Raw genomic sequence first — 26,998 nt, 5'->3', positions numbered from 1 at the left:
GGAGGGGCTTGCCGATGGACCGGACCGAGCAGACCGAGCAGACCTGGACGGTGGGAGACGTCGTCGTGCACCGCGTCGACGAGATCGCCCTCCTGCCGGAGACCGGCGCCTGGCTGCTACCCGCCGCCACCCCCGCGGTCGTGACCGAAGAGCCCTGGCTCCGGCCCGATTTCGCCGCCCCCGACGGCACCCTCCGGCTGGCCAGCCACAGCTTCGCCTTCGAGACGGGCGGCTTGAAGGTCGTCGTCGACACCGGCATCGGCAACGGCAAGACCCGCGCCAACCCCGCCTGGAACCAACTGGACACCGGCTACCTCCAGCGGCTCACCGCCGCCGGCTTCCCGCCCGAGAGCGTCGACCTGGTCGTCCTCACCCACCTCCACACCGACCACGTCGGCTGGAACACCCGCACCGGCGAAGACGGAACGTGGATCCCCACCTTCCCCAACGCCCGCTACGTCACCTCCCGCACCGAATGGGACCACTGGGCGGACCAGGCCGACAGCATGGACGAGAACCGCCGCCAGATGTTCCGCGACTCCGTCGACCCGATCCGGGACGCCGGGCTCATCGACCTGGCCGACACCGGCGACGGCCCCACCGACATCGCCCCCGGGATCCGGCTGCTCCCCACCCCCGGGCACACACCGGGCCAGGTCGCCGTGGAACTCCACAGCGCCGGACGGACGGCCGTCATCACCGGCGACTGCGTCCACCACCCCGTACAGCTGGCGCACCCCGCGATCACCAGCTGCGTCGACATCGACCCCGAACAGGCCGTCCGCACGCGCCGCGAACTCCTCGCCGCGCTCGCCGGCACGGACACCCTCCTGCTGGGCACCCACTTCCCGCCCCCGACCGCCGGACACGTCACCGCCGACGGCGAGGGCTACCGGCTCGTCCCCGCGACCTGAGCGACGAGCCGTCACCGGCCGGTCAGACGCCCGGTCGGCCACCACCACCCCTGAACTCGACGGGCAGGTGGGCGGGGCCGCGCTGGTGAGCGGTCCGCCAGACGGTGCCGGCGTCCTCCAGGGCCAGGCCAGGCCGGGCGGGGTCGCGAGCAGGGCCCGGGTCGCGATCAGGGCCTGGCTGCGGGCCAGGGCGGCGCCGGGGCACCGGTGCATCCCGTGCCCGAAGCCCAGATGCGTGTGGAGGTTCCCCCGCCCGGGATCAGGCCGGTCCGGGTCGGGGAACTGCGCCGGATCGCGGTTCGCGGAGGCGAGCGCCGGCATGACCGTGGATCCGGCCGGCAGGACGGTCCCCGCCACCTCGACGTCCAGGTCGGCCCGTTGCCGCCGGGCCAGGCCACGAACCAACACCTGGGCGGTGCGCCCGGTGCGGGCCGCCAGGCGCTCCACGGACCGATGGGACAGCGCGGACGAGAGCAGCGCGCGCAGCACGGTGTGGCGGGGCGCGCCGACGTCCCGTACGCCCCGGAAGAAGCACGGGTGCAGATGTGCGGGGATCATGGTCAGCGCCTCGGGCACCGGGTGGCGGGCCACCGAGGGCAGCCGAGGGTCGCGCAGCAGCGCCCGCACGTCGGCGTAGCGCGTCACCAGCCACGTCCCGTCCCCGGTCGGCAGCCGCAGCCGGCTGACCGGGGCCTCATGCACTCCGCGTGACCCATCCGGGCGATGAACGGGCGACGGACGGGCGAGGGACGGGCGACGGACGAGCCCGGCATCGGTTGGATGACCGATGTGCGCGCACGCCTCCCTGACGCACAGTGCTCTCGGCTCCCGGCCCGCTCGTGCGGGAGCCCCGTCAGCACCCCCTGTCAGTTAGGACATCCCTGTGCCCGCCGCTCCGGCAGATCTTGTCTTCGTCAACGGTTCGGTCCTCACCGTCGACTCCCGCTTCACCGTCGCCTCCGCCCTCGCCGTCACCGGCGGCCATATCAGCGCGGTCGGCGACCGGGCCGAGGTCATGGCGCACGCCGGCCCCGCCACCCGGATCATCGACCTCGGCGGCGGGACCCTCCTGCCCGGCATCAACGACACCCACCTGCACGGCTGCGCCTTCGGGCTCACCAGGCCCCCGCTGTCCGTCGACGTCTCCCACCCCGCCGTACGGTCGCTGACCGATGTGGCCGAGGCCGTGCGGAAGGCCGCCGAGTCGGCCCCCGCGGGGGAGTGGATCACCGGGCACGGGTGGGACGCGGGCTACCTCGCCGAGTGCGTCGCCGACCCCTCCCGGCTGCCCGGCAGGCACGACCTGGACGCCGTCAGCCCGCACCACCCCGTCCTGCTGTACTCCGCCACCGGCCACGCCACCTGGGTCAACTCCGCGGCGCTCGCACGGGCCGGGGTGGACCGTGACACCCCCGTCCCGCCCGGAGGCGTCATCGTCACCGACGCGGCGGGCGAGCCCACCGGCCTCCTCCAGGAGGGTGCCCAGGATCTCGTCCACGAGGCGCTGCCCGTGCTCTCCCCGGAGGTCCGCGCCGACGCGATCCGCGCCACGCTGCGCACCCTGGCCCGCCTCGGCATCACCAGCTACACCGAGCCCGGCCTCGGCCCGGGCGGCGACGCCCTGATGCGCGGCGCCCTCGCCCACAGCACCCTCGACGTCTACCGTCGCCTCCTCGCCGACGGCGAACTGACCGCCCGCGTCGGCGTGCTGCTGCTGCCGACCGGAATGACCAGTACGGCAGAGGACTTCGTCAGGACTCTGTCGGCCATGGACGAACCGCCGTCCACCGACCCCCGCCGACTCGCCGTCCTCGGCGTCAAGCTGTTCGCCGACGGCATCCCGGTCAACAAGACGGCCTGGATGCACGAGCCGTACATCGGCGGCGGCTGCGGCTCGCTGTGCGTCGGCGGGGACACCGACGAGGAACGCGTCGGGCAGATCGCGGAGATGATCCGGTACACCCACGCCGCCGGATACCAGGCCGGTGTCCATGTCACCGGCGACCGGGCCATCGACACCGTCGTCGACGCCTTCGCCGCGGCCGCCGCCGAACGGCCCCGGCCCGACGCCCGGCACTACGTCATCCACGGCGACTTCCTCACCGCCCGCAGCATGCGGACGCTGGCGCGCCACGGCTTCGGCGTCAATATGAACCCCACCATCAAATGGACCGTCGCCGACCTCGAGGAGGAGTTCGTCGGCCCGCAGCGGGCGGGGTACGAATGGCCCTACCGGGACGCGATCGACGCCGGCGTGACCGTCACCAGCGGCTCCGACGCCCCCGTCACCCTCCCCGACTGGCGGCAGGGCGTCTCCACGATGATGCTGCGCGAGTCCAGGGCCAGCGGCCGCGTCAGCGGCCCCGACCAGCGCATCCGGCTCGCCGAGGCCCTGCGCACCTACACCTCCGACGCGGCCTGGCAGGACTTCGCCGAGGACTGGAAGGGCACCCTGGAGGTGGGCAAGGTCGCCGACCTGTGCGTGCTCGCGGACGATCTGCTGGCCACCGACCCGCACGACATCCCCGCCATACCGGTGGTGTTCACCGTCGTCGGCGGCGACATCGTCCATGACGAACTCACCGTTTGACGTCCGGACACCCGGTGATCATTCTGAGCGGATGACAGCCGAGCCGCCGACGACCGTGACAGCACAGCCGAGCACGACGGACATCCTCGGCGCCGCCCTCGGCGTACGCGAGGCCGCGCGCCACGCGGTGCGGGAGAAGGGCGGTGCCGACGCCGTCCTGACGGCGCTCTCGGCGCTGATCGACCACGACCACGCGGCACTGTCCCGGTGGGACCCCTTGCTCCGCCGCCATGTGACGCTGGCCGGCAGCTACCCGGCGCGCACCACCCGCTACATCGAGACCCGTCTGCACGACGATCCGGCCTTCGCGCTCATCCGGCACACGCCGGGCACGACGAGTTGGTGGCACGACGTGCCCGCGCCGGTGCGAGGGGTCTCCACCGGGTTCCAGGAGGTCCTCGAACCCCTGGGCGTCCAGGACGGCGTGGCCCAGTGCCTGTTCACCGCGGACGGCCGTTACGTGGGCATCCTCAACGTCAGCACCACACGGGCACGGTGCGACCAGCCGGCCGTCCGGGCCGTGATGACCCTGCTCGGCGAGTGCCTCGCGGCCGTCGCCGACCCGCTCGCCGGGCACCGCTCCCAGGGGCCCGGCGGCACCGGCCACACCTGCGCCGTCCTCCTGCCGGACGCCGACGGCGCCGAAGGCGCGGAAGAAGCGGCTCCGGTGCCGTTGAGCGGGGAGCCGCTGCCCGGCCTCACCGAGCCCGGCTCCCCGCTCGTCACCCTGCTGCGGCGGACGGCGGCACGACGCACCCTGCCGGCCACGGTGCTGGTGCCCTACCGGCAGCGCATGCTCGAACTGCACCTGACCCGCCAGGGAGACCGCACGATCGTCGTGTGCCGCACGGTCACCCGCCCCGCGGCGCTCTCCCCGCGCGAGCTGGAAGTACTGGCGGAACTCACCCAGGGCCGCACCAACCGCGAGATCGCCGACCGCCTGTACGTCAGCCCACGCACCGTCGCCACCCACATCGAGCACATCCTCGCCAAACTCGACGTCCCCAACCGCGTGGCAGCCGCGGGCCGAGCCGTCGCCTGGGGCCTCGAACCGGCCCCCTGACCGGCCCTCGGGCCTACGCCGCGCAGAACTCGTTGCCGGCGGCTGCGGCCGACGCCGCTGGTCTCGTCGAACGGGTCCTCGGGGTGGCGGATCGCGGCGTAGCCGCGGAAGTTCTTGCGGCCGCGGTGTTCTCGATCATGGCCTCCTCGCCGAGGTGACCGGCGGCCAGCAGCTGCTCGATGAGAGCGCTGGGGTCCTCCACCTCGTACTCCAGGGCCGCGGCCCAGAAGTCCGCGAGGACGGGTGCGTTCGTGCTGTCGATGACCAGCTTCCAACTCAATGCCAGGTCAGAGCGTCATAGTCCGGGGGGCCGCACGGTTGGTGAGACGTTCCGTGAGAGCTCGCGAGACGGTGAAGCCTCGTCGACGTTCCGCTTTGGGCTACGCCCGCTCGCGCGTGCGGTCAGGCCGCCGTCTTGCGCCAGGTGCCCAGGACGGCCTGGACGGCGCTGGAGGCCTGAGTCTGCTGTTCGTCATCGGCCCACTGGTGGGCGTCGTGTTCGCTGAGCTGCACCGTGTGCCCTGTGACGGTGGTGGTGAAGTTGTACTGGCGGGTGCGGCGGCCCGAGCCGGAGCGGTAGTCGAAGTGGCCGAGGTAGTTCCCGATGTCGGCCACGGTCAGGCCGGTCTCCTCGGCGACCTCGCGCCGCAGGGCCTCGACGAGTGTTTCGCCCGGCTCGACGCCGCCGGAGGGCAGCTCCCACAGCCCGCCGAGATAGTCGTCGGCCGGCCGACGCAGCAACAGCACCCGGCCGTCCGGGTCGGCGATGACGGCGCCGACGACGGCCTTCTCGACGCCGTCGCGCACGGCTGTGCTGGTGAGGTCGTCCAGGAGAGCGGGGGTCACGGTGGAGGAGGTCACGACAGGTCCTTCGCGTGGGCTGCGACTTTGGCGATAGCGGTGGTGTAGGCGTCGGCGAGGCCGATGTCGTTGGCGCCGCTCCACACCGGCAGCTTGAACGTCGTGGCGTGCACGTACTCGGCCGCCGGGAAGCCGCCGACGACGGCGTCCTGGCGGTCAGCGTAGCCAGGCAGCAGGGCGCCGGGGGCCCGGAACAGCGGATGGGTGTGCAGCGGGCAGGTCGAGCCCGGTCGGTCGGCCTCCGTCGCGCCTTCCGCGTGGACGGCGTCGAGGAACCGCTCGATCGGCAGCCCGCCGAGCTCGGCCGGCTCATAGCGCAGCGGCAGCGCGTACCACGACGGCCGCGCCGCGACCGACAGGTCCGGGACGCGGATGCCGGGCACATCCTCCAGCGCCGCGCACATCCGCGCCGCAACCACCTGGCGCCCGGTCAGGTGGTCCTCCAAACGAGTGAGCTGGGTGCGGGCGAGGGCTGCGGCCAGAGGGTGGATGCGCAGTTTCAGCCCCATACCGGTGACGGCGAAACGGGCGAGCAGGTGGCTGGCAGGGATCTCGCGGCGGCACCGCTTGTTGTACTGGCCGTGCAGCAGCACCCGGTAGTACAGCTCGGTGTCGTCGGTGGCGACGAAGCCGCCCTCGCCGGCGGACAGCGGCTTGGGCCCGTTGAGACTGAACGCCGAGGCGGCACCGAAAGTACCGGTCATCCGGTGATTCCAGGTGGCGCCGTGGGAGTGGGAACCATCCTCCAGCAGCATCAGCTCGTGCCCGTCAACGAACGACGTCAGCGCGTCCAGGTCCTCCGGCAGCCCCCATAGGTGCACCGCCACCACCGCCTTCGTCCGAGCGGTGATACGGCGGGCCACGTCCGCCAGGTCCAGCTGCCCGCGGTCGTCGACATCAGCGAGCACAGGGTACGCGCCGAGATGGAACAGCGGGGTGGCGGTGGCGTGGAAAGTCAGCGCCGGGACGATGACCTCGTCGCCGGGGCCGATGCCTGCGGCCACGTACATCGAGTGCAGCGCGGCGGTGCCTGTGCAGGTGGTCACGACGTGCCGGACGCCGAGGTAGGAGGCGAGCGCGTTCTCCAGGTCGGCGATGACGCCGGAGCGGTCCGGGATGGAGACGGCCGTCTCCAGCTGGGCGGCGATCGCGTGCCGGTCGGCATCCTCAATGGGAGGCCAGAGGAAGTGGGGGCCCGGTGCGGTGACGACAGGTTCGCCGCCGAGCAGGGCGAGCGGGGAGTCGTTCATGCCAGGAACTCCTTGGGCTCGGTGGGACGGTTGGTGGTGGCGGAGGCGTAGGCGGCTGCCAGGAACACAGCGTGCGGCAGGTGTTCGGCCGGGCCCGACGGATTGGCGGCGGTACCGTCCAGGACGCGACAGAAGCGGTCGATCAGCCTGGCGGGCGGGCACGGCCAGGCAGGCTCGCGCACCAGCGACTCGACCACCTGCCCCGCCGGATCGCTCAGGCGTACCGTGCCGCGCTCGACGACGAGGGTGCCGTGGGGCCCGGTGATAGCCAGGCGCTCGGTCTTCGGCCCGGCGCAGCGGGAAACCAGCAGCGAGCCGTGCAGCCCCGAGTCGTAGGCGAGGTGCACCAGGGCGGTGTCCTCCGCGTCGTACTCGGCCCCCGGCACTGCCGTGGCCGAGATGGTGGCGAGGACGCGGTCGGGCAGGCCGAGGTACCACAGGAGCAGGTCGATCAGGTGGTAGCCCATGTCGGCCAGACACCCGCCGCCCGCGAGCTTCGCCCGCCCGCGCCATCCGGCCGCCGGGTCAGGGCAGTGGAACGTGTACCGGCCCTCGACCAGGTAGGGGGCCCCAATCTGGCCCAGCAGGGCGAGTGCGGCCGGGTAGACGGGGTGGAAGCGGCGCTGGACGGTGACCATCAGCTCGATGCCCGCCTTGCCGCACAGCGCGGCCAGCTCGGAGGCCTCGTGCGGGTCGGTGGCGAACGGCTTCTCCTTCATCACGTGCACTCCCGCCTTGGCGCACGCGGCGACGACCTGTTGCCCGGCGTGGTGCGGCACCGCGGCGATGACGAAGTCCGGCCGTACTTCCTTCAGCAGCTGCTCGACGTCGGTGAAGCCCGGCACGCGGTGTTCGTCCGCCACGGCGGCGACCCGCGCGGCGTCCACGTCACAGACAGCGGCGAGCTCGGCAAGGTGGCACCGGGCCAGGCCGGGCAGATGGTCGCTGGTGGCCTGGCCGCCGAGACCCACCATGGCGGCCCTCTTGCGTACGGTCATCGCTGACATCCCCCTTCGGATACGCGGCGGCGGCCCGCCGTCCGGGCCGCCCGCCCTTCGAGGACACCGCGACCGCACCGGCGGCGGCAGGGGCGTTGTCATGAACCGCAACGCCGTTTGCATCCGGTGCAAAGCACCTGTCCCCGGGCGGCCGGTGCCGCTACGGTGTGCGGCGGCGCACTCCCGGCGAGCGGGGGGACAGGAATGGACGCGGTCGCAGCACAGCCGGCGGTGGACGGCAGCCTGGGCGAGCTGGTCCGGCAGGAGCGCAAGAAGCAGGGGCTGACGCTGGCCCAGCTGGGGAAGCTGACCGGCTACTCCGCCGCCCAGGTCTCCCGCTACGAACGCGGCATCTCGCCGCTGACGGACGTCACCGTGCTGCGGCGCTTCGCCGATGCACTGGGCCTCCGGCCGCAGACCCTGGGCCTGACCGCCCCTCCCGAGATCCGGCACGGGCACGCGATCGGTCCAACTGCGGCCTATCCGCGCTTTCCGCGCCCTACGCTGGCGGGGACGGCTCGTCCGGGAGACGGGGAGGATCCGGTGCGGCGCAGGAAGCTGCTGGCCAACCTTGCGGTCACGGCCGCCGCGGCCGTCGGCGCCCCCATCCTGCCGAGCGGCACGAAGCCCACCGGCGACGACACTGCCGTCGGCAAGGTCCTGGTCGCGCGCGTGCGAGACGCCATGCTCGGCCTCCACACCGACATCGCCGCACCGTCCCGGGCCGTCCTGCGTGCCGACCTGGCCCGCGCCTTCACCGACTTCCATGCCTGTAACTACGGCAGCCTCGCCGCACGCCTGCCGAGGCTGATCTGCGCGGCCCACGCCCGCGCCACCGGCGGAGACGCCGATGGCCTGCTGGCCCACAGCTACCTTTTGGCCACCCGGATGCTGATCAAGCTGGACGAGCAGCAGCTCGGCTGGATGGCAGCCGACCGCGCCCGCCAGACCGCAGAAGCCACCGGCGAACCGCTGCTCGTCGCCGAGGCCGCGCGGCAGCTCGCGGTGCTGGCGCGCAAGGCCGAATGGCACGAGCAGGCCCTGCTTATTGCCTTGTCGGCCGCCGACCACCCCGCCCTCCGGGGCGGGCAGCCGGCGCTGGCGGCCCAGCGAGGCCTGCTCATCCAGTCCGCCGCCTACACCGCCGCCCGCACCGGCGACGCGGCCGGGATGAGGGAGCTGACGGGGGAGGCGGCGGCCATCGCCCGGCAGCTCGGCCCGGCCGCCGTGCTGCGCGACCACGGCGGCGGGTTCAGCCCCACCACGGTTCAGCTTCATCTCATCTCGGCCGAGAACTCCGCCGGTGACCCCGCCGCCGCGCTCGCCGCCGCGAAGGCGGTGGTGCCCGGGAGCCTGCCCAGTACTGAGCGCCGGGCTCGGTACTACACCGACGTCGCCACCGCCTTCGCCCGGTGGAACCGCCGGGACGAATGCACCCGCGCACTCCTGGCCGCCGAACACCACGCCCCCGAGGAGACCCACGCCCGCCCCGCGGTGAGGTCCCTGGTTTCCGGCCTCCTGGTCTCGGGACGGACCACCGGCGAACTACGCGGGCTCGCCGCCCGCGTCGGAGTTCTCTCCTGACGGCCGGGCTCTCGAAGCGAACGACACGAAGGAGTCTCCAAGATGGACGAGCAGTTCGAGGGATGCCTCCCGGTCCTGGTCCTGGGACCGGCCCTCGGTACTGCATGGCACAGGAAAGGCCGTGGCCTCCGCCCGTGTTGTACGGGCGGAGGCCACGGCCGCTCGGGCTCTGCCGGGGATCAGGCCAGCGGAGCCGGGTAGGTGGGGTACTCCACCCCGGAGACGTGCTGGACGACGCGGATGACCTGGCAGGAGTAGCCGAACTCGTTGTCGTACCAGAGGTAGAGGATCGCGTTGTCGCCGTCGACCTTGGTGGCACCGGCGTCGACGATCGACGCGTGGCGCGAGCCGATGAAGTCGCTGGAGACCGCGTCCGGCGCCGTGGTGAAGTCGATCTGGCGCTTGAGCGGCGAGGTCAGCGAGACGTTGCGGAGGTAGTCGAGAACCTCCTCGCGGGTGGTCTCGCGGCCCAGGCGCAGGCTGAGGATCGCGATCGAGACGTCCGGCACCGGGACACGGATCGAGGAGCCGGTGATCGGCGCCTTGAGGTCGGGCAGGGCCTTGGCGACGGCGGAGGCGGCGCCGGTCTCCGTGATGACCATGTTGAGCGGCGCCGAACGGCCGCGACGGTCGGCCTTGTGGTAGTTGTCCAGCAGGTTCTGGTCGTTGGTGAACGAGTGGACGGTCTCCACGTGGCCGCGCAGCACACCGTACTCGTCGTCCATCGCCTTCAGCGGCGGGACGATCGCGTTGGTGGTGCAGGACGCGCAGGACAGGATCTGCTCGTCGGGCTTGATCGTGTCGTGGTTGACGCCGTGGACGATGTTGGGGACGTCGCCCTTGCCCGGCGCGGTGAGGACGACCTTGTCGATACCGGGGCGCAGGTGCTCCGACAGGCCCGCGCGGTCGCGCCACTTGCCGGTGTTGTCGATGAGGATGGCGTTCTTGATGCCGTACGCCGTGTAGTCGATCTCCGACGGGTCGTTGGCGTAGATCACCTTGATCTCGTTGCCGTTGGCGAGGATCGTGTCGGTCGCCTCGTCGACGGTGATCGTGCCCTGGAACTGGCCGTGGATCGAGTCGCGGCGCAGCAGGGACGCGCGCTTGACGATGTCCTGGTCGCCGCCGCCGCGTACCACGATGGCGCGCAGGCGCAGACCGTTGCCGGAGCCCGACTTCTCGATGAGCAGCCGGGCGACGAGGCGGCCGATGCGGCCGAAGCCGTAGAGGACGACGTCGCGCCCCTCGCGGCACTCGATCTTGTTGGCGCCCGTGGCGCCGGCGACGGCCTCGGCGGTGAACGCCTCCACCGACAGGCCGCGGTCGTCGCACTTGTACGTCGCGGCGAGCATGCCGATGTCGATCTGGGAGGGGCCGAGATCGAGCGTGGTGAGAGCCTGGAGGAAGGGCAGCGTCTCGGTGACCGAGAGCTCCTCACCGGCGATCTGCCGGGCGAATCGGTGGGTCTTGAGGATGCTGACCACCGACTTGTTCACCAGGGAACGGCTGTGCACCAGAACGGTGACGTCCCGCTCGCGGTGCAGCTTTCCGATGATCGGGATCATCGACTCCGCGATCTCCTCGCGGTTCTTCCAGTTTGTGAACGAGTCGTCGTTGACAGTCACAGGCTTCTCTTTCGAGCTAGGAGGCGCTCACATGCTAACCCGACCCTCTTTCGATCCTTCAAGGGGTGTCCACTAGGAGATGTGCCACTCTTCACCACCGATTTCCCTTCGATTCGGTGGTGTCACGGGGGCAGCGCTCGGTCAGGCCATGGTGGGCTCGGATTCCCGGACCGGCCGGGACCAGATCATGACCGCGGGTATGACCATGGCGAGCCCGATGATCAGCAACAGGGTGGCCGAACTCATCAGCACGCCGGTGATCCCGCCGACCGCGAGCCCTACGGGCACCGCCGTGAGGTTCGCGGCGCGGTAGGAGGCCGTGGCCATGGGCCGTTCCGCGTCGGTGATGGCCCGGGCGCGGAATGTCTGTACCCGGACCAGGACGACACCCGAGCAGAACTCGTCGATGACGAATCCGGCGAGCACCAGCAGCAGTCCACTGGTGCCGCCCGCGTACGCTCCGAGCCCGATCACCGTGTAGGCGCCGACCGCCCCGCACCCGAACAACGAGGTCCCCCGCCCGCCGCGGAGCGCTCGTGGAAGCCGGGCGGCCATATAGGCGCCGAGAACGGCGAAGAGCACCGCGCAGCTGCGGATGACGCCGAACATCGCTGCGGTCAGCGGCGTGGTTTTGAGCAGTGTGATCAGCAGCACGGCCTCGATGACGCACTGCCCGAAGTTGTACGACAGAGACCAGACGGTGACGGTGCGCAACGCCGGTGTGCGGAAGTTGACGACCAGACCGTCACGCAGCGTGCTCTTCCCGGCAGGGGCGGTGCCTTCCGCCGGGTCTGCCGGAGCGGTGCTCGCTTCCCCGGTCTTCTCGTCGGCTGTGCTGCCGCTCGGTACGCGCACGCGCGGGATGCGCGCCAGCAGCCCGCAGGCGGCCAGGGCCAGCGCCGCGGCCGAGCCGAACGTGGGTGCCAGCCCGAGCCCGGCCAGGGCGAGGCCGGTCACGAAAGGCGCCGCCGCGTCGGCGGAGGACTCGGCCATGCCGAGACGTGAGTAGATCTTCGGAAGGGCTTCGTCGGCGAAGGCCCGCGGGATCAGTACCTGGGTGGAGACCGCGGTCAGGATGGAGCCGCAGGCCAGGGAGATGTTCGCCAGGCAGAAGATGCCGATCGCCACGCCGGGCGCGAAGGCCAGACCGAGCGCCGCGAGCGCGAAGGCCATGGCCCGCAGCAGCTCGGAGCCGATCATGACGGCCCTCTGGTCGAACCGTTCGACGAGCCGGGCCGCCCGGCCGGCGAGCAGCACCTGGGGGGCGAAGCGGCAGATGCCGAGCAACGCGACGATCGTCGCGTTGGCGCCGAGAGCGTCCACGGCCACGAACGGCACCGAGAACTCGACAGCGGCGATGGCGAAAAAGGAGAGGAAGTTCGCTACTGGCAGCGATGCCGCCAGCGAGTCGTTCCCTCTCAGCGGTTCGGTGGTGGTCGTCATCCGTTCTCGGGCTCTTCTCAGGTGTCTGTTCTCGGGCGTTGAGTTCTCAGGCTTCCGCCAGTACGCCGGTGCGCAGGCACTCGACGACGTCGGCGGCGGTGCTGTCGGTCAGCACGGACTCCTGCTCCAGCAGGGATACGAACAGGTCCCGGCCGACCGGGACCTGGGCGCCGCCGTTGCTCAGTACGTACCGGGCGCTGTCGCCCGTGCCGAAGACCGCCATCACCGTCGCGTCCGCACGGCGGACGGGGATCTTCCGCGGGGAGGGGGACGCGAACAGGCCGTCCTCGGTGAGCAGGAACCCGATGTCCGGGTGCCGGGAGAATGCCAGCACATCCGGCGCGGAGTCGATGATCGGCTGGGCGGGCCCATTGAGGGAGGTGTTGACCAGGACCGGGATCTGCCCCATCTCCGCCATGTGCGTGAGGATGTCGTGGATCCCGGGGTTGTCGTCGGCCGTGACGGTCTGCACCCGCGCCGAGCCGTCGTCGTGCACGATCTCTTTGAGCACGTCACGGTATTCCTCGCGGACCGTGAAGTCGTAGTTCATGAACGGCGCTTCCCCGGGCCCGATGAAGTAGGTCTCCAGGTCCTCGATCCGCACCATCGGGGCGACCGGTCGCCACGACTGCCTCTTCTTGATCCCGTTGAGTTTCGACTTGGCGTTGGTGCAGACGACCGGGTGGCACAGAATCGACCTGTTCCCCAGCGCCCGCGGACCGAATTCGGCCCGGCCCGCGTACCGGACCACGATCGCCCCGTCCAGCAGTACCTCGGCGGCCCGCCGACTCAGGTCAGCCGTCGCGTGGACGGCGGAGACGGCGTATCCCCGCTCCTGCGCGTCCTGCGACGTGATCGGTTCGGCGTCGCGCCCCAGGAAATCGGAAGTGACCTTCCTGGGCGCCACGGGTGGCGTCCGCGAGGCACGGGCCCAACCGAGGTAGGCGGCGCCGACAGAGATGCCCGCGTCGTGGGGGCAGGACGGCACATACAGGTTCTCCACCTGTGGCAGCGCGCCGATGGCGGTGTTCCCCGAAAGGTTGAGGAAAACTCCGCCCGCACAGCAAAGGTTGGATATTCCGCTGAGTTCGACGGCGTGTGCGGCATGGCTGACGATAAGGCGGTTGAACGCCTCCTGCACCGCGTGCGCGATGTCGGCGCTCTGTGCGACGTCGGCGGTCGCTTCCAGGATCTGCCAGCCATTGCGCAGCCGTGGCCGGGGACCTGGGGTGACGATGTCGTCGGCGCCGAGCCGGGCGGGCCGGTCGAAGGGCAGCGCGGCCAGTGCCATCAACTGGCCGTGGGCGTGCTCCTTGCGGAAGAGGAACCGGGCGACGTTGTCGTAGAGGCTCGCTTCGCTCTGCACGAACACGTCGGGCTGGTTGTGCGGTTCGCTGAACGCCCGTTCCAGCAGCTCGAAACGGCCCTGCCGGAACGCGTACATGGAACGCATCTCGGTGAAGATCCGGGAGGCCGTCGCGTCTCTGTAATACGTGCGGAAGAATTCCGCGAACGGGACGTGGAAGTCCGCGCCGTCCCGTGACGAGGTGCCGGCGCTGTCCGAGACCAGCACGGCCGCTTCCGCGAAGCCCGACGCGTACACGGCGGATGCCGCATGCGCCAGGTGGTGGGAGACCACGTGGTGGCGTTCGTCGAACGGGTCGAAAAGGTCGAAGGAAGCCGACACCAGGGGCCGTTGCAGGCCCACACCGGAAGGACCCGCGGCCTGGAAGGAGCTGATGATCACATCGACGTCTTCGAGGGTCAGGCCGGCCGCGGCGAGTACCTCCCGGACCGGGAGCCTGTTGGTCAGCGCCTCCTGGCCGTCGTACTTACGCCGGGTGACCCGCTCCTGCTGGATCGCGGCCAGCAGGACACCGTCCCGGACGACGGCGCAGGAAGACTCGTGTCCGCAGTGGATTCCGAGGGCGACGGTCATCGCTTGTAGTTCTCCAACGGGGCGCCCTCGGGCATAAAGCCGAACGTGAGGATGGAGACCCGCTCGTCCTGGCGGATCGGCGTACGGCTGTGCGCCTGCGTGCCGGCCAGGAAGATGACGACCTCGCCGGACTCCAGCTGGAACCGCTCCTTGCTGCCATCCGCGTAGTGCATGTGCAGCGCCGAGGGTTCCGGTGTCCCGTCGGGAATGTCGTGCGCGAGCATCATCAACACGTTCAGGGAGAAAATATCGGTGTCGATGTGCGGGATGATGCCCTGGCCGGCGTCGCGGTAGTACAGATAGCTCGCCACTCCGGTCGCCTCCGCCTTCGGCACGACCGAGGCCACCAGGTCGGCCAGTTCCCGGCTGGTCGCCAGGCGGCCGGCGACGGGTCCGCCGTAGCCGAGGTAGTGCTCGTCGTAGGGCACCGCGGTCTTGCCGACGTGCCCGGACTCCTCGATCAAGGACGCCAGCAATTCGTCGGTGAGGAAGTCGGGGCGTCCTCGATATTGCACCCCGCGCGGGTCCGGTACGTCGTAGGGGCAGAGCATCTCCAGCGCATCGGTCACCGCTTCGCGGCCCGGCGCCGCCTCGGCCTCGGTCGCGGCCACCAGGCGTCCTGCGGACAGCCCAAGGATCAGCTTCAGGTTCGCCTGCTCGGCGGGCGTGAGCCGCTCGTGCAGGCCGGCGAGGCGTCGGCCCATGGTCGACGTGTCACTCATGTGTTCCCCCAAGGGTGCGGTAGCCGAAGGACACCAGTCGGATCTCCTCGCCCGCGACGGTCCTGGTGCGCTGGTGCGTGACACTGTCCGCGAAGAAGACCAGGGACTCTCCCGCCCGCAGATGGAAGTGCATCGCTTCCTGACCCGGCGGATGAAGGATGAGTTCGGACCGCTGCGGGCTGCTCGCCCGGTGCTCAAGCATGGTGAGGATGTTCAGTGAGAACTCGTCCTTGTCGACGTGCGGATCGATACCGAGCCCGGGCTCGTCGTAGTACAGGTAATTCGCCCTGCGCGTCGGGGCCACGGGACCGACGTTCTCGTTGAGAAACGCGCGGATCGGCTGGGAAATGGAGATTTCCCTGGCCATGGCGGCGCTGGAGGACACGTAGTGGTCGAGGAAGCGCTCGGCGCCGGGGCGGCAGGCACGTGATTCATGATCCAGCGCGGCGAGGTCCCCATCGGACAGGAAAGGCGCCCGGCCGTAGAACACAACGCCGGTGGGGAATTTCTCCCGCGCCCCGGCGAGGAGCTTCGGCAGCGAATGCTGCGTGGCCCCGAGGGCGGTCTCCCGCATTTCTTCCGGTATTTGTTGAGCATGGCCGCTGAGCACACCGCCAGCGGCCATGCTCAGGAGGAATTTCAGGTTCTCCCGTTCTGCGGCGGTCAGATCCGTCGACAGCTGAGACAACCGCTGCGCCAACGCCGAAGCTTCCTCCGCAGACGCCATATTTCGATCCCCTGACTTCTCTCCGGTGTTTACCGATGGTGCTTGCGATCAGTGTCTGTACGCCGACGAGTGCTTACTCTCCGGTGAACCCCAGCTGCTCGGGGAGGTCGATCAGACCCATCCGGATCTCCGGCGTGGCGGCCGCCGAGATCGGCTTCGCGAAGATGAACAGCGCCTCCTCGTTGTCCTTCTGCAGCTCGCGCAGGTGGAGGCTGGCCGAGGTCACGATGGAGCTGAGCACGGCACGCTCGTCCACGGTGAGATCCGCGGACAGAAGCCCGAGCTTCTCGGCCAGCGTGGGAAGCGCGGCTTCCAGCGCCGCCGCGTCCAGTTCGGCATCGAGCATAAGATCGGGGTTCTGGGTGGTGATGTCCGTTTCGGTTTCGTTCGCCATCCTTTTCCTCCTCTTTCGGGCGTCGCGCCCATTTTTTTTGCTCGGTACAACGGAATTAAGCTAACAGGATCAATTCGCTTTCACCCAGCGGCATTTTTGATGGCCTGGTTTGAGTGTGGCCGGAGACGCGGTCTTGCCGGCCGGGGTTAAGATCGCCCCATGTCTGAAACCAACTTCTGGCCGACTGCCGCCCTACTTCAAGCGGAACGTTTGCAATTGGAACCGCTCGTGATCGCGCATGCCGATGAAGCTGAGGAGATACTCAATGATGGTCGTTTGCATGAGTGGATCGGGGGCACGCCGCCCACACGAGAAGAACTGGAGCAGCGCTATCGGCGGCAGACCGTCGGCCATTCACCCGACGGGCGGCAAGGTTGGCTGAATTGGATGCTGCGCAGGACCGACGGGCAGTTGATCGGAACGGTACAGGCCACGCTCTACCGTCCCCGCCCCGACCGCGTCGAAGCCGAGCTCGCATGGGTGGTCGGCCACGCCTTCCAAGGGGTCGGCTACGGCAAGGAAGGGGCCTCCGCCATGGTCCTGTGGCTGCGCACCCAGGGGGTCGCCGGGTTTGTGGCCCATGTGCATCCCGGCCATGGAGCTTCGGCCGGTATCGCAAGGGCCCTGGGTATGAAGCCGACCGGCGAGGTCCACGACTCCGAGATGCTGTGGGCCGACTTCGACCCGCGTAACTCTCCCTCGGAGTCCGGCTGATGGCCTGATCGGTCATCCCCGTCCCGGTGGGTCGGTGTCACATCGTGTGATGCCGAACCGCGCCCTTCGCGTGGTTCCTGCTCGTCTCCTGTCACCGGCCCCAGATCCTCCGGTACGCCTCCCGGTATCCCGGTGGGTCCCAGGATGTGGCGCCATCGCTGTTCGCGGCCGTGGCGATGTGGACGGGCGCGACATAGCCGCTGGCGGGGGCGCCGGAGAAGGCCCGGTTGAACTCGTCGACGGCCTGCCAGCCCTGCTGGGAGAGCGGCTCGGGGACGGTGGCCGCCTGGAACTGCCGGCTCTCGACGCGCTGGAAGGCGGAGGGGTCGCCGTCGCCCGCGCCGATGTTGTACGGGGCGCCGGCGCCCTTCTTGCGGGCCGCGCGGAGGGCCGGGGCGGCGTCGGCGAAGTAGACGTCGTTGATGGCGACGGAGTGGGTCCAGCCGTCCCCGAAGCGGGCGAGGAGCGAGGAGACCTCCTGAGGGGTGCGGCTGCTCGTGTCCGGCAGGGGGATGTTCTCCTCCGCCAGCAGCCGGACTCCGGGGCAGGTGGCGAGCTGCTCCTCGACGAGGTCGGACTTGTGCCGGGCGAAGGGGATCGAGGCGTCCGTGAACACGACGACCCCGGCGTCGCCCCCCGAGTGGTCGACGACCCAGTCCGCGCTGATCCTGGCGACGTCCTCGACCTTGGTGGTGATGTTGGTGAAGAGCCGGGGGCGTTCGCTCGGGCCGGGGGTGGCGACCGCGTGCCAGCCGACGAGCGGGATGCGCGCGGCGTCGGCCTGTGCCACCTGGCGGGAGGTCAGCCGGGGGTCGAAGCCGCCGACGACGATGCCCGAGGGACGCAGGGTGACGGCCTGACTGAACGCCGCCTGGATGCCGGACGGGGTGCCCTGGCCGTCGATCACCCGCACGTTCCAGCCGATGACGCGCGCGGCGTCCCGTACGCCCGCGGCGGCGCCTGCGACGCCGGGATTGGTCATGGACTGCGCGACATAGACGAGGGTCTTGCCGGGGACCGCCCGGGGGCCGGTGGTCGGGCCGTTCCAGGCGGGGGCGGGCGACTCGGCCCGCCGGACGGCCGCTCCGGCCCGGCCCAGGGCGCTGGGGCAGCCGACGGTCGCGGTCCTCGGGGGCGGCGGGGGCGCGGGGCGGGTGGAGGAGCCCCGCTCGCAGCCGGTGAGTGCGGGGAGCAGCAGGACGAGCACCAAGGCTGTCCCACCGGGGACGCCTCTCACGGAGTGACCCCGGAGGGCTCGGCCCGGCGGCGGCGCAGCTGCCGGCGCGCGGCGTAGCCGGCCAGGCCGACGGCGACGAGCAGGGTGCCGCCGTTGAACAGCGGGGTGACCCAGAAGCGGGCGCCGAGCTGGCCGATGCCCGCGAGGCCCACGGCGAGGACGGTGACGGCGACGAGGGTGCCCAGGGCGTTGGCCCGGCCGGGCCTGATGGCGGTGGAGCCGAGCAGCGCGCCGACGAAGGCGGGCAGCAGGTAGTCCATGCCGACGCTGGGGTTGCCGATCTGCTGCTGCGCGGCCAGGAGGACCCCGGCGCCGCCGACGACCAGGCCCGAGACGGTGAAGGCGTGGATGACGAAGCGCCGCGAGGGGATGCCCACGAGCTCGGCCGCGCGGGGGTTGGACCCGATGACGTACAGGTACCGGCCCAGGGGGAGCCGTTCCAGGAACAGCCACAGGACGGCGGTGAGCGCGAGGACGTAGAAGGCGGGGACGGGCAGGCCCAGGAACCGGGAGTCGTAGAGGTCGGTGAAGGCGGCCGGGAGGCCGTGCGGGCCGGGGACGACCCGGGCGCCGTCGGTGATCCAGCCGGTGACGGCGTACATGATGCTGCCGGTGCCGAGGGTGGCGATGAACGAGTCGATCCGCGCGTATTCGACGACGACGCCGTTGACGGCGCCGACGGCCGCGCCGCCGAGGGTCACCACGAGGCAGGCGAGCGGCCAGGGCCACCCCTGGGTGACGATGAGCCGCATCGTCATGACGTGCGCGAGGCCGAGCCCGTAGCCGATGGACAGGTCGAACCGGCCGGCGGCGATGGGGATCGTCGCGCCGAGCGCGAGGGCGGCGGGGATGGACTGGTTGGACAGGACGGCGGAGATGTTGTCGAGCGTGGGGAAGGTGTCCGGCAGGGCGAGGGAGAAGACGACGAACAGCAGGACGGTGAGGGTCAGGAGGCCGTAGGCGCCGAGGAGGTGCCCGAGGTGCCCGAGGCGGCCGGCCAGGAGCCGCCGGCCCGGGCCCGGCGGGGTCATCCCGGCGCCCCGGTGGCGTGGCTCCCGCCGTCGTCCCCGCCGTTGTCCCCACCGGGACCGTCCTCGCCGGGGGCGTCGCCGGTGAGCGGTGTCATGGCCGAGGCGGCGCGGGTGAGCGCGCCGGCGGTCAGGGCCGCCCCGTCCAGCTCCGCCGTCACGGCGCCGCGGACGAGGACGAGCGCACGGTGGCACACGTCGGCGACCTCCTCGAAGTCGCTGGAGACGAGCAGCACGGCCAGCCCGTCGGCCAGCGCTTCCCGCAGCAGCCGGTGGACCGCCGCCTTGGCGCCGACGTCCACCCCGGCCGTCGGCTCCTCCAGGATCAGCAGGGTCCGGGGCAGCCGCAGCCACCGGCCGAGCATGACCTTCTGCTGGTTCCCGCCGGACAGCGTGGCGATCGGCCGCTCGCTGCCGCGGGGCCGCACCGAGAAGCGTTCGATCAGCGCGGCGGCCTCGGCGCGCTCGGGCCCGGGGCTGATCCAGTGGGTGCCGGACGTCCCGCCCGCCCGGGGGTTGGCCAGGAAGTTCTCCCGTACGGTCAGGTCGGGGGCGCAGCCCTCCCCCTGCCGGTCGCTGCTGACGAAGCCGACGCCGGCGGCCACGGCGTGGGCGACGGAGTCCGGGCGGTAGGGCCGGCCCGCCAGCCGGATCCGGCCGCCGAGGACCGGCCGCGCCCCGGCGAGGGCGCGGCCCAGGGTCGTGTGTCCGGCGCCGGTGAGCCCCACGAGGCCGAGGGCCTCGCCGGCGCGCAGCCGCAGTGTCACGGGCGCGGTGTGCTCGGTGCGGACGCCGTCGAGACCGAGGACGACCGGCCCGGTGGCGGGCGCGGGGACGTGGTGGCGGCCGGGGTCGTGGCCGACGACGTCACGCACCAGCCGGGCGGTGGGATAGCCGGCGACCGGGCCGTGGCCGGCGACCCGGCCGTCGCGCAGGACGGCGAAGGTGTCGGCGACCTCCCCCACCTCGTCCAGCCGGTGGGTGACGAAGACGACGGCGTGACCGCGGTCGCTCAGGGTGCGCAGGACGGCGAAGAGCCGCGCGCAGTCCGCCGCCGGGAGGCTGGCGGTCGGCTCGTCCAGGACGATCAGCGCGGCCCGGACGCACAGGGCGCGGGCGATGGCCACCAGGGAGCGTTCGGCCCGGGTGAGGTCGGCGACGACGGCGTCGGGGTCGAGGTGCGCGGCGACGACGCCGAGGGCCTCGGCGCCCTGCCGGCGGACGCGCCGCCAGGAGACCAGTCCGGCGCGGCGTGGATAGCCGGCGCCCAGGGCGATGTTCTCGGCGACCGTCATCCACTCGACCAGGCCCAGGTCCTGGTGGATGAAGGACATGGCGCGGCGGGCCGCCTCGGTGCCCAGCGGATGCCCGGCGACGGTCACTTCGCCCGCGTCCGGGTGGTGGACGCCCGCGAGCACCTTGATGAGGGTGGACTTCCCGGCGCCGTTGGGGCCCAGCAGCGCCAGGACGCCGCCGGCCGGGATGTCGAGGTCGACCGCGTCCAGGGCGATGGTGCCGCCGAACCGCTTGCTGAGACCGCGGATGCGGACGAGATACCGCATATCCGACATGCTACGTCCCTCGTCGGCCCCGGCGCCGGATGGGCCGTCAGATCGCGGGGATGTCGTCGAACGAGCCGAGGGACCCGAAGGCGTCCAGGGCGAGCCCGGCGGGTTCGCCGTCCTTCCCCGCGGGCATCTCCAGCGCGCACTCGGCCCAGATGACCTTGCCCTCGACGGTGTAGCGGGTGCCCCAGGCCTGGGAGAGCCGCGCCACGAGGAACAGACCGCGGCCGCCCTCGTCGGTGGTCGCGGCGTGGCGCAGATGCGGAGCGGTGCTGCTGGTGTCGGAGACCTCGCAGGTCAGGGTGCGGTCGTAGAGCAGGCGCACCTGGATGGGGCCGCCGCCGTAGCGGACGGCGTTGGTGACCAGCTCGCTGAGCAGCAGTTCGATGTCGAAGGAGATCTCGTCCAGCCCCCACGCGACCAGTTGCCGGGCGACCGCGGCGCGCACGGTGGCGACGAGCGCGGGGTCGGCGGGCAGGTCCCAGGTGGCGACGCGGTGCGGGTCGAGGGTGTGGGTGCGGGCGACGAGCAGGGCGATGTCGTCGGCGGGGTGCTCGGGGACGACGGCCTCCATGACCGCCTGACAGGTCTCCTCGGGCGGCCGGTTCGGGTGGGCCAGGGCCCGGCGCAGCTGCTCCAGGGCGGTGTCGAAGTCGCGGTCGCGGTCCTCGATGAGCCCGTCGGTGTAGAGGACCAGCTGGCTGCCCTCTGGCAGCTGGAACTCGGCGGTCTCGAAGGGGAGGCCGCCCAGCCCCAGCGGCGGTCCGGCGGGCAGGTCGGGGAAGGTGACGGTGCCGTCGGGGCGGACCAGCGCGGGCGGGCAGTGACCGGCCCGGGCCATGGTGCACCGCTGCGAGGTGGGGTCGTAGATGACGTACAGGCAGGTCGCCCCGATGATGCCGGTGATGCCGGAGAAGGGGTCGTCCCCGCACTCCTCCCGGTCGAGGCGGCCCACGAGGTTGTCGAGGTGGATGAGGACCTCGTCCGGGGGCAGGTCCAGCTCGGCGAAGTTGCGCGCGGCGGTGCGCAGCCGCCCCATGGTCGCGGCGGCGTGCAGCCCGTGGCCGACGACGTCCCCGACGACGAGGGCGACGCGGGTGCCGGAGAGCGGGATGACGTCGAACCAGTCGCCGCCGACGCCGGATTCGGCGGGCATGTAGCGGTGCGCGACCTCGACGGCGTTCTGCTCGGGGAAGCCCTGCGGCAGCAGGCTGTGCTGGAGGGCCAGCACCATGGCGTGCTCGCGGGTGTAGCGGCGCGCGTTGTCGATGCAGATGGCGGCGCGGGTGGCGAGCTCTTGCGCGAGCGAACGGTCGTCGTCCCCGAAGGGGGCGGGGTCGCGCGCGCGGTAGAAGCTCGCGATGCCCAGGGCGATCCCGCGGGCCAGGAGCGGGACGGCGATGAGGGAGTGGACGTTGTGGGCGAGGATGCGCTGGGCGTTGGCGCGGCTCTGGGCGATCCAGCCGGCGGCGGACCTGAGATCCGGCACCAGCACGGTCCGCCCGCTGGTCAGACAGCGCAGCTGGGGCGTGCTCGGCTGGAGGTGGACCCGCTCGCCGGCGGGGTAGAACGGGCAGTCGTCGCGGATGCCGTGCACCACGGTCCGGTGGAGGTCCCGGGTGGGGTCGGTGGGCTCGTCCCCGCGCAGCACGGCCTCGGGGAGGTCGATGGTGACGAAGTCGGCCAGGCGCGGTACGGCCATCTCGGCGAGCTCCCGGGCGGTGCGGCCCACGTCCAGGGTGGTGCCGATGCGGGTGCTGGCCTCGGACAGCAGCTCCAGACGGCGCCGGGCCGCCACGGCGTACTTGCCCACCCCCGGCTCGCCCACGAGCACGAGCCCGTCGGCCCCCGCGCCGTCGCCCGTCGCGCCGCCGGGCGGCCGCGTCGCGGCGCCCGGTGGGTGGGCCGTGGCGACGGCACGGGCGAGCGGGTTGACGTCGGCGACCGGTGTGAGGGCGGTGATCTCGGCGGAGGTGGCAATTCCGGTGGGGGCGGTGATCTCGGTGGGGACGGCGAGGCGCATGTCCGATGTGGGTACGACCGCCTCGACGGCGACGCCCTCCACGCCGGAGGAGCTCGTCACCGGGCGGCTCACCAGGGTGATCCGCCGGCCGCTGGGCAGGGCCACCTCGACGGCGGCCCGCTGGGCGGCGGAGATCAGCTCGGTGGCCCGCTCCTCCAGGATCATCCGGTCGCGCCAGTCCAGCTCGACCATGACCGGCCGGCCCGGCCGGCCGTCGGCGGACGGCAGTCGGCGCCGGATGTCGAGGTACGCCTGGAGCAGGGCGCGTTCGCGCGCCGAACTCTGATCCAGCAGCCGCTGCTCGATGACCCCCGCCGCCTTGCTCATGACGATGTCCAGGGCCACATCCACGTCGGTGTGCGGATAGCCCAGGCACAGCACCCCCTCGATGCGCCCGCTGAGCGGGTCCCGCACGGGTATCGCGGAGCACGCGTTGGCCTGGGAACGTTCGGCGAAGTGCTCGGCGCCGTAGACGTGGATCAGCCGTCGCTCGGCCAGTGCCAGGCCGATGCCGTTGGTCCCCGCGAACTTCTCGTCGAACACGAAGCCCGGCACGGTCTGGATCGCGGGCAGCCGGCCGACCATCGAGGCCTCGCCGAAGCGGCGTTGCAGCACGGCCCCGCGCCCGTCGGCGAGCGACACGTTCACGCTCCGCCCCGCGAACCGCTCCCGCAGCCGGTCCATGACGGGCCCGGCCGCGCGGGCGAGCCGGCCGTCGACGTCGAGGTCCTGGAGGAAGGGCAGCTCGCAGCCGTCCGGGGAGAGCCCCAGGGACACCGAACGCTGCCAGGAGTTGAGGATCGGGCCGCGCACGGCCGCCTCGACCGACTCGCCGCGGAGGAACTGGTCCCGGGCGAGCACGGGGCCGATGTCGTCCGCCACGAGCCCCATCCGGATCACCGCCCTCACTGGTGCACCGATGTTCCATTTTAGAACTTCGTCCAGACCGGGGAGCGCTTCCGGGGCGGGAGGTCAGAGCACCGCGACCGGGTTGACGGGCGAGCCCGTGCCCCCGGGGATGTTCAGCGGCGCCACGACCAGCAGGAACGTGTACCGTCCCGCCGCCGCGCAGGCCGCCGAGAGCTCCTCCAGATCGAGGTTGTCCAGTAGCGGCACCCCCATCGCGGCGATGGCGAGGGCGTGCACGGGGGAGTGCACGCCCTCCACCGGCGAAGGCCGTACGTCGCTGTCGCCGTCGCCGCCGAGCAGCGCGATGCCGCGCTCGGCCAGCAGGGGCACGGCGTCCACGTGGAGGCCCGCGCAGGCCGCGTCGGCGTCCCAGGGGCCCAGCTCCGCGCGGCGGCGGTACCGGCCGACGCGCACCAGCACCGCGTCGCCCTCGCCGATCCGCGCGCCGAGCGCCGCCTCGGCGGCGGCGAGCTCCGCCGCGTCCACGGCCTCCCCGGGCTCCAGCCAGGCACGCCCCCGGACGGCGGGCAGATCCAGCAGGACGCCCCTCGTCACCAGGGGGCCGAGCGCCGGGACGGCGCCGAAGCGGGCGCCCGCCGCGCCGACGAGCTCCCGGGCGACACCGCCGTCGTAGAGCCGCCCCCGGTAGGCGACGTGGGCCAGCGCGTCCAGATGGCTGACGCTCTTGCCGTGGTAGTCGGCGCCGAGGAAGTCCTTGTGGGTGGCGGGTTCGGGGGCCTCGACGTCGCCGAGGTCGGACATGTAGTGGAGCGCGGGCCTGGCGTTGTCCGGCCCGGACGCGGTGTCCCACGGCCGTCCCATCGGTACCACGGTCCCGGACCGCACCAGGGACACGGCCCGCCGCACATGCTCGTCCGTCACCCGGTTCCAGGCCCCCCGGTCGGGCGCCGCTTCCCAGCGCCCCCACGCGCGAACGGCGTCGAAGAGCGTGTCGAACTCCTGGCGGGAGACCGCCCGAGGCGGGTGGCTGCTCATCTGCCGTTCGGCCCTCCGGTCGCTCGGCTTACTGGTTCGCGCAGGCGCTGGACGGCGACCAAGGCCGCGTCGTCGCCGAGGGAACCCCCGGAGTGGGCGAGCAGGTCCTCGCACAGATACCGCAGGAGCGCCTCGGGCTTGCCGCCCGGCCAGGACGCCAGACGCTCGGCCAGCGGATAGAACCGCCCGGCGGCATCACGGGCCTCGATCACCCCGTCCGTGTACAGCAGGACGAGATCGCCGGGCCCGAAGGCGAAGGACTCCACGGCGAAGCCGGTGAGGGAGAACTCGGTCAGCCCCAGCGGCAGCCCTTGCTGCTCCACTTCCAGCGCGGTGACCAGGCCGTCGCGCAGCAGCAGGGGAGGGGGATGCCCACAGCTGACCAAGCGCAGGGCCGGCTCGGTGTCGGGCACGTCCAGCACGGCCGCGGTGACGAACGCCTCCTCCCGGTGCGGCCGCCCCTCCCGCGCCGCGCCCGGGTCGCTCAGCCCCGAGGAGAGGGCTCCTTCGAGGTCGGCGACCAGCACCGGCAGCTCGGCCTGCCGGTGCGCGGCGGCCCGGAAGGCGCCGAGCACGAGCGCCGCGTCACCGATGGCCTCCAGGCCCTTGCCGCGCACGTCCCCGATGACGAGCCGGGTGCCGTGGGCCGTACGGGCCACGGCGTACAGATCGCCGCCGATCCGGGCCTCCGCCTCGGCCGCGAGATACACGGACCCGATGCGCAGCGGGCCGACCCGACGGGGCAGCGGCCGCATCACCACGCCCTGGGTCGCCTCCGCGACCGATCTGAGCTGGGTCATCTCCTTCTCGTGCCGCTCGCGGCGGTGGGCGAAGAGGGTGACGATCACCGAGATCAGGATCAGGGCGCTGATCTGGAGGGTGTGGTTGAGGTCGGTGAGGCTGGTGCGGATGACGGCGACGACCGACTGGGCCACGACGGCGATCACCCCGACGGCCCCCGTCAGGCGAGGGCCGGCGAAGGACGCCGTGATGGCGGGAGCGGCGACGAGGAAGGGGCCGAGGTGCACCTGGGGCGGGGCGAGGACGTCGACGATGGTGACGGCCACGATGATCAGGAGTGGTACGGCGATCAGCGCCCGGCTCGGCCGCCCCGGCGATCGGGGCGTCCCGGGTGGTCGCCGAAGGTGCATGGATCCTGCTTACACCACCCGGGATCACCGCCCCCGCCGCCATGCCCGCCGCCGGCGGAACGGCCGGGCGAACGGGCGATCGGCTGTGTCGCCTGCCGGGGCGGTCAGGCGCGGTCAGGCCCGGTCGATGCGGGGGAAGACCGTGTCGTCGAGCACGATGCCGATGCCCACGGCGACGGGGATGGCGATGAGCGCCCCGACGATGCCCAGCAGCGCTCCGCCGACCACGACGGCGACGACCGTGACGATGGGGTGCACATTGACGGCGAAGCTCATCGCCTTGGGCATGATCAGGTAGTCCTCGGCCAGCCGGAAGGCGACATAGAAGCCCGCGGTTCCCAGGGCGACGGGAAAGGACACGGCCAGGGCGACGAGGCTGACGACCAACCCGCCGATGGTCGACCCCACGATCGGGATCATGTCCATGACGGCGACGAAGAAGCCGAGCGCGGCCGGGTAGGGCACGTCCAGCCCGGCGCACCAGGCGAAGGTGGCGAGGCCCGCGATGACGGACGTGACGACGTTGCCGAGCATGTACCGGCCGACCCGCAGCAGGATCTCCTCGGTCAGCTCCACCACGGCCGCTCTGCGGCTGAGCGGGACGAACCGGTAGCCGAACCGCTTCAGCTGCTCCATCCCGACCATGAAGTAGACGGTCAGGACGACGACCAGCCCCGCGCCCGTCACCGCGTTGACGACGATGTGCCCGGCGCCCAGCAGCCCGCCCACCACCGTCGTGCCGGCGTGCGGCCCGAATTCCCGGCGGGCCCGGTCCAGCAGGTGGTAGCGCGCCTCCAGGTGCCCGAGGAAGGAGTTGCGGTCGTGGAACTGCTCCAGCCACTTCGGCACCGCGGCGACGAGCGCCGAGACCTCGTCGGACACGGGCGGGATCACCAGCGCGAGGAACCCCGCCAGCAGCCCCAGCAGCCCGGCGACCGCGAGAGCGACCGCCCAGCCCCGGCGGATCCGCCGTCTGGTCATCCAGGCGACCACGGGCTCCAGGCTGATCGCTGAGAAAAGGGAGAGAAGGAGAAGGGTGAGGATGCCGCTGATGCGCAGGACGGTCTGGAGGGCCGTATAGGCCAGCGTCAGCCCCAGCCCCACGCTGAAGCCGGTCGTGAACCAGGACGACGTCGGCCGCACCCGCAGACCGCGCCCCGGACCGTCGCTCGGCACATCCCGTCCTCTCTTCAGGGGGTCGCGGCTCTACGTACCCCTTTGCGTGAGGGTGCGATCACGTCGGGTGGGTGAATCGGGTGCGGGGT

Annotated in this window: 22 protein-coding genes and 1 pseudogene; 5 read left to right on the top strand and 18 right to left on the bottom strand. The window is 71.8% G+C overall.

All coding sequences use genetic code 11. The features are described 5' to 3' along the window. Positions 1-14: 14 nt before the first annotated feature. Positions 15-914, top strand: coding sequence for an MBL fold metallo-hydrolase (locus tag RM609_RS03825; protein ID WP_311607919.1), 900 nt, complete (start codon positions 15-17; stop codon positions 912-914). A gap of 159 nt (positions 915-1,073) precedes the next feature. Here the strand turns inward: RM609_RS03825 and RM609_RS34430 are convergent. After that, positions 1,074-1,472 (bottom strand): annotated as a pseudogene (locus tag RM609_RS34430) (cytochrome P450); the annotation flags it as partial. Positions 1,473-1,797: 325 nt separating this feature from the next. Between RM609_RS34430 and RM609_RS03820 the strand changes: the two are divergent. Together RM609_RS03820 and RM609_RS03815 are read left to right on the top strand one after the other, a co-directional pair. Further along, the gene (locus tag RM609_RS03820) at positions 1,798-3,504 is read left to right on the top strand and encodes an amidohydrolase (RefSeq protein ID WP_311607918.1); all 1,707 of its coding nucleotides are present in this window, start codon (positions 1,798-1,800) and stop codon (positions 3,502-3,504) included. A 31-nt stretch (positions 3,505-3,535) separates the two neighbouring features. Continuing rightward, a complete protein-coding gene (locus RM609_RS03815) occupies positions 3,536-4,567 on the top strand; it encodes a helix-turn-helix transcriptional regulator (RefSeq protein ID WP_311607916.1) in 1,032 nt (343 codons plus the stop codon). 13 nt (positions 4,568-4,580) lie between these two features. Here RM609_RS03815 and RM609_RS03810 read toward each other — a convergent pair whose 3' ends face one another. The 4 genes from RM609_RS03810 to RM609_RS03795 all read right to left on the bottom strand — a co-directional run bounded on the left by RM609_RS03810 (position 4,581) and on the right by RM609_RS03795 (position 7,676). Next, on the bottom strand, positions 4,581-4,847 hold the full coding sequence (locus tag RM609_RS03810; protein WP_438828375.1) for a VOC family protein: 267 nt from the start codon (positions 4,845-4,847) through the stop codon (positions 4,581-4,583). Between the two features lie 122 nt (positions 4,848-4,969). Beyond that, on the bottom strand, positions 4,970-5,428 hold the full coding sequence (locus RM609_RS03805; RefSeq protein WP_311607914.1) for an NUDIX hydrolase: 459 nt from the start codon (positions 5,426-5,428) through the stop codon (positions 4,970-4,972). After that, complete coding sequence (locus tag RM609_RS03800) at positions 5,425-6,678, bottom strand: DegT/DnrJ/EryC1/StrS family aminotransferase (RefSeq protein ID WP_311607913.1); 1,254 nt, start codon at positions 6,676-6,678, stop codon at positions 5,425-5,427. The genes RM609_RS03805 and RM609_RS03800 overlap by 4 nt, the downstream gene beginning before the upstream one ends. After that, positions 6,675-7,676 (bottom strand): Gfo/Idh/MocA family protein, encoded by a 1,002-nt coding sequence (locus RM609_RS03795; RefSeq protein WP_311607912.1) that lies wholly within the window; start codon positions 7,674-7,676, stop codon positions 6,675-6,677. The genes RM609_RS03800 and RM609_RS03795 overlap by 4 nt, the downstream gene beginning before the upstream one ends. A 204-nt stretch (positions 7,677-7,880) precedes the next feature. Here RM609_RS03795 and RM609_RS03790 point away from each other — a divergent pair, with 204 nt between their 5' ends. Then, positions 7,881-9,260, top strand: a complete 1,380-nt coding sequence (locus RM609_RS03790) for a helix-turn-helix domain-containing protein (RefSeq protein WP_311607910.1) — start codon at positions 7,881-7,883, stop codon at positions 9,258-9,260. Between the two features lie 179 nt (positions 9,261-9,439). Here the strand turns inward: RM609_RS03790 and RM609_RS03785 are convergent, their stop codons facing one another. From RM609_RS03785 to RM609_RS03760, 6 genes are all read right to left on the bottom strand, one after another. Then, positions 9,440-10,885: a glyceraldehyde-3-phosphate dehydrogenase gene (locus RM609_RS03785; protein ID WP_311607909.1), complete on the bottom strand. Its 1,446-nt coding sequence runs from the start codon at positions 10,883-10,885 to the stop codon at positions 9,440-9,442. A 141-nt stretch (positions 10,886-11,026) separates the two neighbouring features. After that, complete coding sequence (locus tag RM609_RS03780; protein ID WP_311607908.1) at positions 11,027-12,328, bottom strand: MFS transporter; 1,302 nt, start codon at positions 12,326-12,328, stop codon at positions 11,027-11,029. Positions 12,329-12,374: 46 nt separating this feature from the next. Next, positions 12,375-14,267: a carbamoyltransferase C-terminal domain-containing protein gene (locus RM609_RS03775; protein WP_311607906.1), complete on the bottom strand. Its 1,893-nt coding sequence runs from the start codon at positions 14,265-14,267 to the stop codon at positions 12,375-12,377. Further along, the gene (locus RM609_RS03770) at positions 14,264-14,989 is read right to left on the bottom strand and encodes a hypothetical protein (protein WP_311607904.1); all 726 of its coding nucleotides are present in this window, start codon (positions 14,987-14,989) and stop codon (positions 14,264-14,266) included. Before RM609_RS03770 ends, RM609_RS03775 begins: the two co-directional genes overlap by 4 nt. After that, positions 14,982-15,716: a hypothetical protein gene (locus tag RM609_RS03765; RefSeq protein WP_311607903.1), complete on the bottom strand. Its 735-nt coding sequence runs from the start codon at positions 15,714-15,716 to the stop codon at positions 14,982-14,984. Before RM609_RS03765 ends, RM609_RS03770 begins: the two co-directional genes overlap by 8 nt. Before the next feature lie 73 nt (positions 15,717-15,789). Beyond that, positions 15,790-16,110, bottom strand: coding sequence for a hypothetical protein (locus tag RM609_RS03760; protein ID WP_311607902.1), 321 nt, complete (start codon positions 16,108-16,110; stop codon positions 15,790-15,792). A gap of 159 nt (positions 16,111-16,269) precedes the next feature. Here RM609_RS03760 and RM609_RS03755 point away from each other — a divergent pair, with 159 nt between their 5' ends. Next, positions 16,270-16,824, top strand: a complete 555-nt coding sequence (locus RM609_RS03755; protein ID WP_311607901.1) for a GNAT family N-acetyltransferase — start codon at positions 16,270-16,272, stop codon at positions 16,822-16,824. 91 nt (positions 16,825-16,915) lie between these two features. On the opposite strand, the gene RM609_RS03750 is transcribed toward RM609_RS03755, so the two are convergent. The 7 genes from RM609_RS03750 to RM609_RS03720 form a co-directional block, all read right to left on the bottom strand. Further along, positions 16,916-18,034, bottom strand: a complete 1,119-nt coding sequence (locus tag RM609_RS03750; protein WP_311607900.1) for a substrate-binding domain-containing protein — start codon at positions 18,032-18,034, stop codon at positions 16,916-16,918. A 23-nt stretch (positions 18,035-18,057) separates the two neighbouring features. After that, complete coding sequence (locus RM609_RS03745; RefSeq protein WP_311607898.1) at positions 18,058-19,092, bottom strand: ABC transporter permease; 1,035 nt, start codon at positions 19,090-19,092, stop codon at positions 18,058-18,060. Then, positions 19,089-20,651 (bottom strand): sugar ABC transporter ATP-binding protein, encoded by a 1,563-nt coding sequence (locus tag RM609_RS03740; protein ID WP_311607895.1) that lies wholly within the window; start codon positions 20,649-20,651, stop codon positions 19,089-19,091. The genes RM609_RS03745 and RM609_RS03740 overlap by 4 nt, the downstream gene beginning before the upstream one ends. Positions 20,652-20,697: 46 nt before the next feature. After that, a complete protein-coding gene (locus RM609_RS03735) occupies positions 20,698-23,568 on the bottom strand; it encodes a SpoIIE family protein phosphatase (RefSeq protein ID WP_311607894.1) in 2,871 nt (956 codons plus the stop codon). 81 nt (positions 23,569-23,649) lie between these two features. Further along, positions 23,650-24,582, bottom strand: coding sequence for a cyclase family protein (locus tag RM609_RS03730; protein ID WP_311607892.1), 933 nt, complete (start codon positions 24,580-24,582; stop codon positions 23,650-23,652). Then, a complete protein-coding gene (locus RM609_RS03725; RefSeq protein WP_311607891.1) occupies positions 24,579-25,733 on the bottom strand; it encodes a PP2C family protein-serine/threonine phosphatase in 1,155 nt (384 codons plus the stop codon). Before RM609_RS03725 ends, RM609_RS03730 begins: the two co-directional genes overlap by 4 nt. A gap of 114 nt (positions 25,734-25,847) precedes the next feature. Continuing rightward, positions 25,848-26,909, bottom strand: coding sequence for an AI-2E family transporter (locus RM609_RS03720; protein ID WP_311607889.1), 1,062 nt, complete (start codon positions 26,907-26,909; stop codon positions 25,848-25,850). Positions 26,910-26,998 lie beyond the last annotated feature (89 nt).

The sequence above is a fragment of the Streptomyces hesseae genome, assembly GCF_031845785.1.
GTDB classification, from domain to species: domain Bacteria; phylum Actinomycetota; class Actinomycetes; order Streptomycetales; family Streptomycetaceae; genus Streptomyces; species Streptomyces hesseae.
This window is presented reverse-complemented; position numbering and strand designations above follow the sequence as displayed.

Bases quoted from the DNA above. Each gene is read 5' to 3' on its own strand.
- RM609_RS03825 (WP_311607919.1), top strand. From the start codon at position 15: ATGGACCGGACCGAGCAGACCGAGCAGACCTGGACGGTGGGAGACGTC.
- RM609_RS03815 (WP_311607916.1), top strand. From the start codon at position 3,536: ATGACAGCCGAGCCGCCGACGACCGTGACAGCACAGCCGAGCACGACG.
- RM609_RS03800 (WP_311607913.1), bottom strand. From the start codon at position 6,678: ATGAACGACTCCCCGCTCGCCCTGCTCGGCGGCGAACCTGTCGTCACC.
- RM609_RS03795 (WP_311607912.1), bottom strand. From the start codon at position 7,676: ATGACCGTACGCAAGAGGGCCGCCATGGTGGGTCTCGGCGGCCAGGCC.
- RM609_RS03790 (WP_311607910.1), top strand. From the start codon at position 7,881: ATGGACGCGGTCGCAGCACAGCCGGCGGTGGACGGCAGCCTGGGCGAG.
- RM609_RS03780 (WP_311607908.1), bottom strand. From the start codon at position 12,328: ATGACGACCACCACCGAACCGCTGAGAGGGAACGACTCGCTGGCGGCA.
- RM609_RS03775 (WP_311607906.1), bottom strand. From the start codon at position 14,267: ATGACCGTCGCCCTCGGAATCCACTGCGGACACGAGTCTTCCTGCGCC.
- RM609_RS03770 (WP_311607904.1), bottom strand. From the start codon at position 14,989: ATGAGTGACACGTCGACCATGGGCCGACGCCTCGCCGGCCTGCACGAG.
- RM609_RS03765 (WP_311607903.1), bottom strand. From the start codon at position 15,716: ATGGCGTCTGCGGAGGAAGCTTCGGCGTTGGCGCAGCGGTTGTCTCAG.
- RM609_RS03760 (WP_311607902.1), bottom strand. From the start codon at position 16,110: ATGGCGAACGAAACCGAAACGGACATCACCACCCAGAACCCCGATCTT.
- RM609_RS03755 (WP_311607901.1), top strand. From the start codon at position 16,270: ATGTCTGAAACCAACTTCTGGCCGACTGCCGCCCTACTTCAAGCGGAA.
- RM609_RS03745 (WP_311607898.1), bottom strand. From the start codon at position 19,092: ATGACCCCGCCGGGCCCGGGCCGGCGGCTCCTGGCCGGCCGCCTCGGG.
- RM609_RS03740 (WP_311607895.1), bottom strand. From the start codon at position 20,651: ATGCGGTATCTCGTCCGCATCCGCGGTCTCAGCAAGCGGTTCGGCGGC.
- RM609_RS03735 (WP_311607894.1), bottom strand. From the start codon at position 23,568: ATGGGGCTCGTGGCGGACGACATCGGCCCCGTGCTCGCCCGGGACCAG.
- RM609_RS03730 (WP_311607892.1), bottom strand. From the start codon at position 24,582: ATGAGCAGCCACCCGCCTCGGGCGGTCTCCCGCCAGGAGTTCGACACG.
- RM609_RS03725 (WP_311607891.1), bottom strand. From the start codon at position 25,733: ATGCACCTTCGGCGACCACCCGGGACGCCCCGATCGCCGGGGCGGCCG.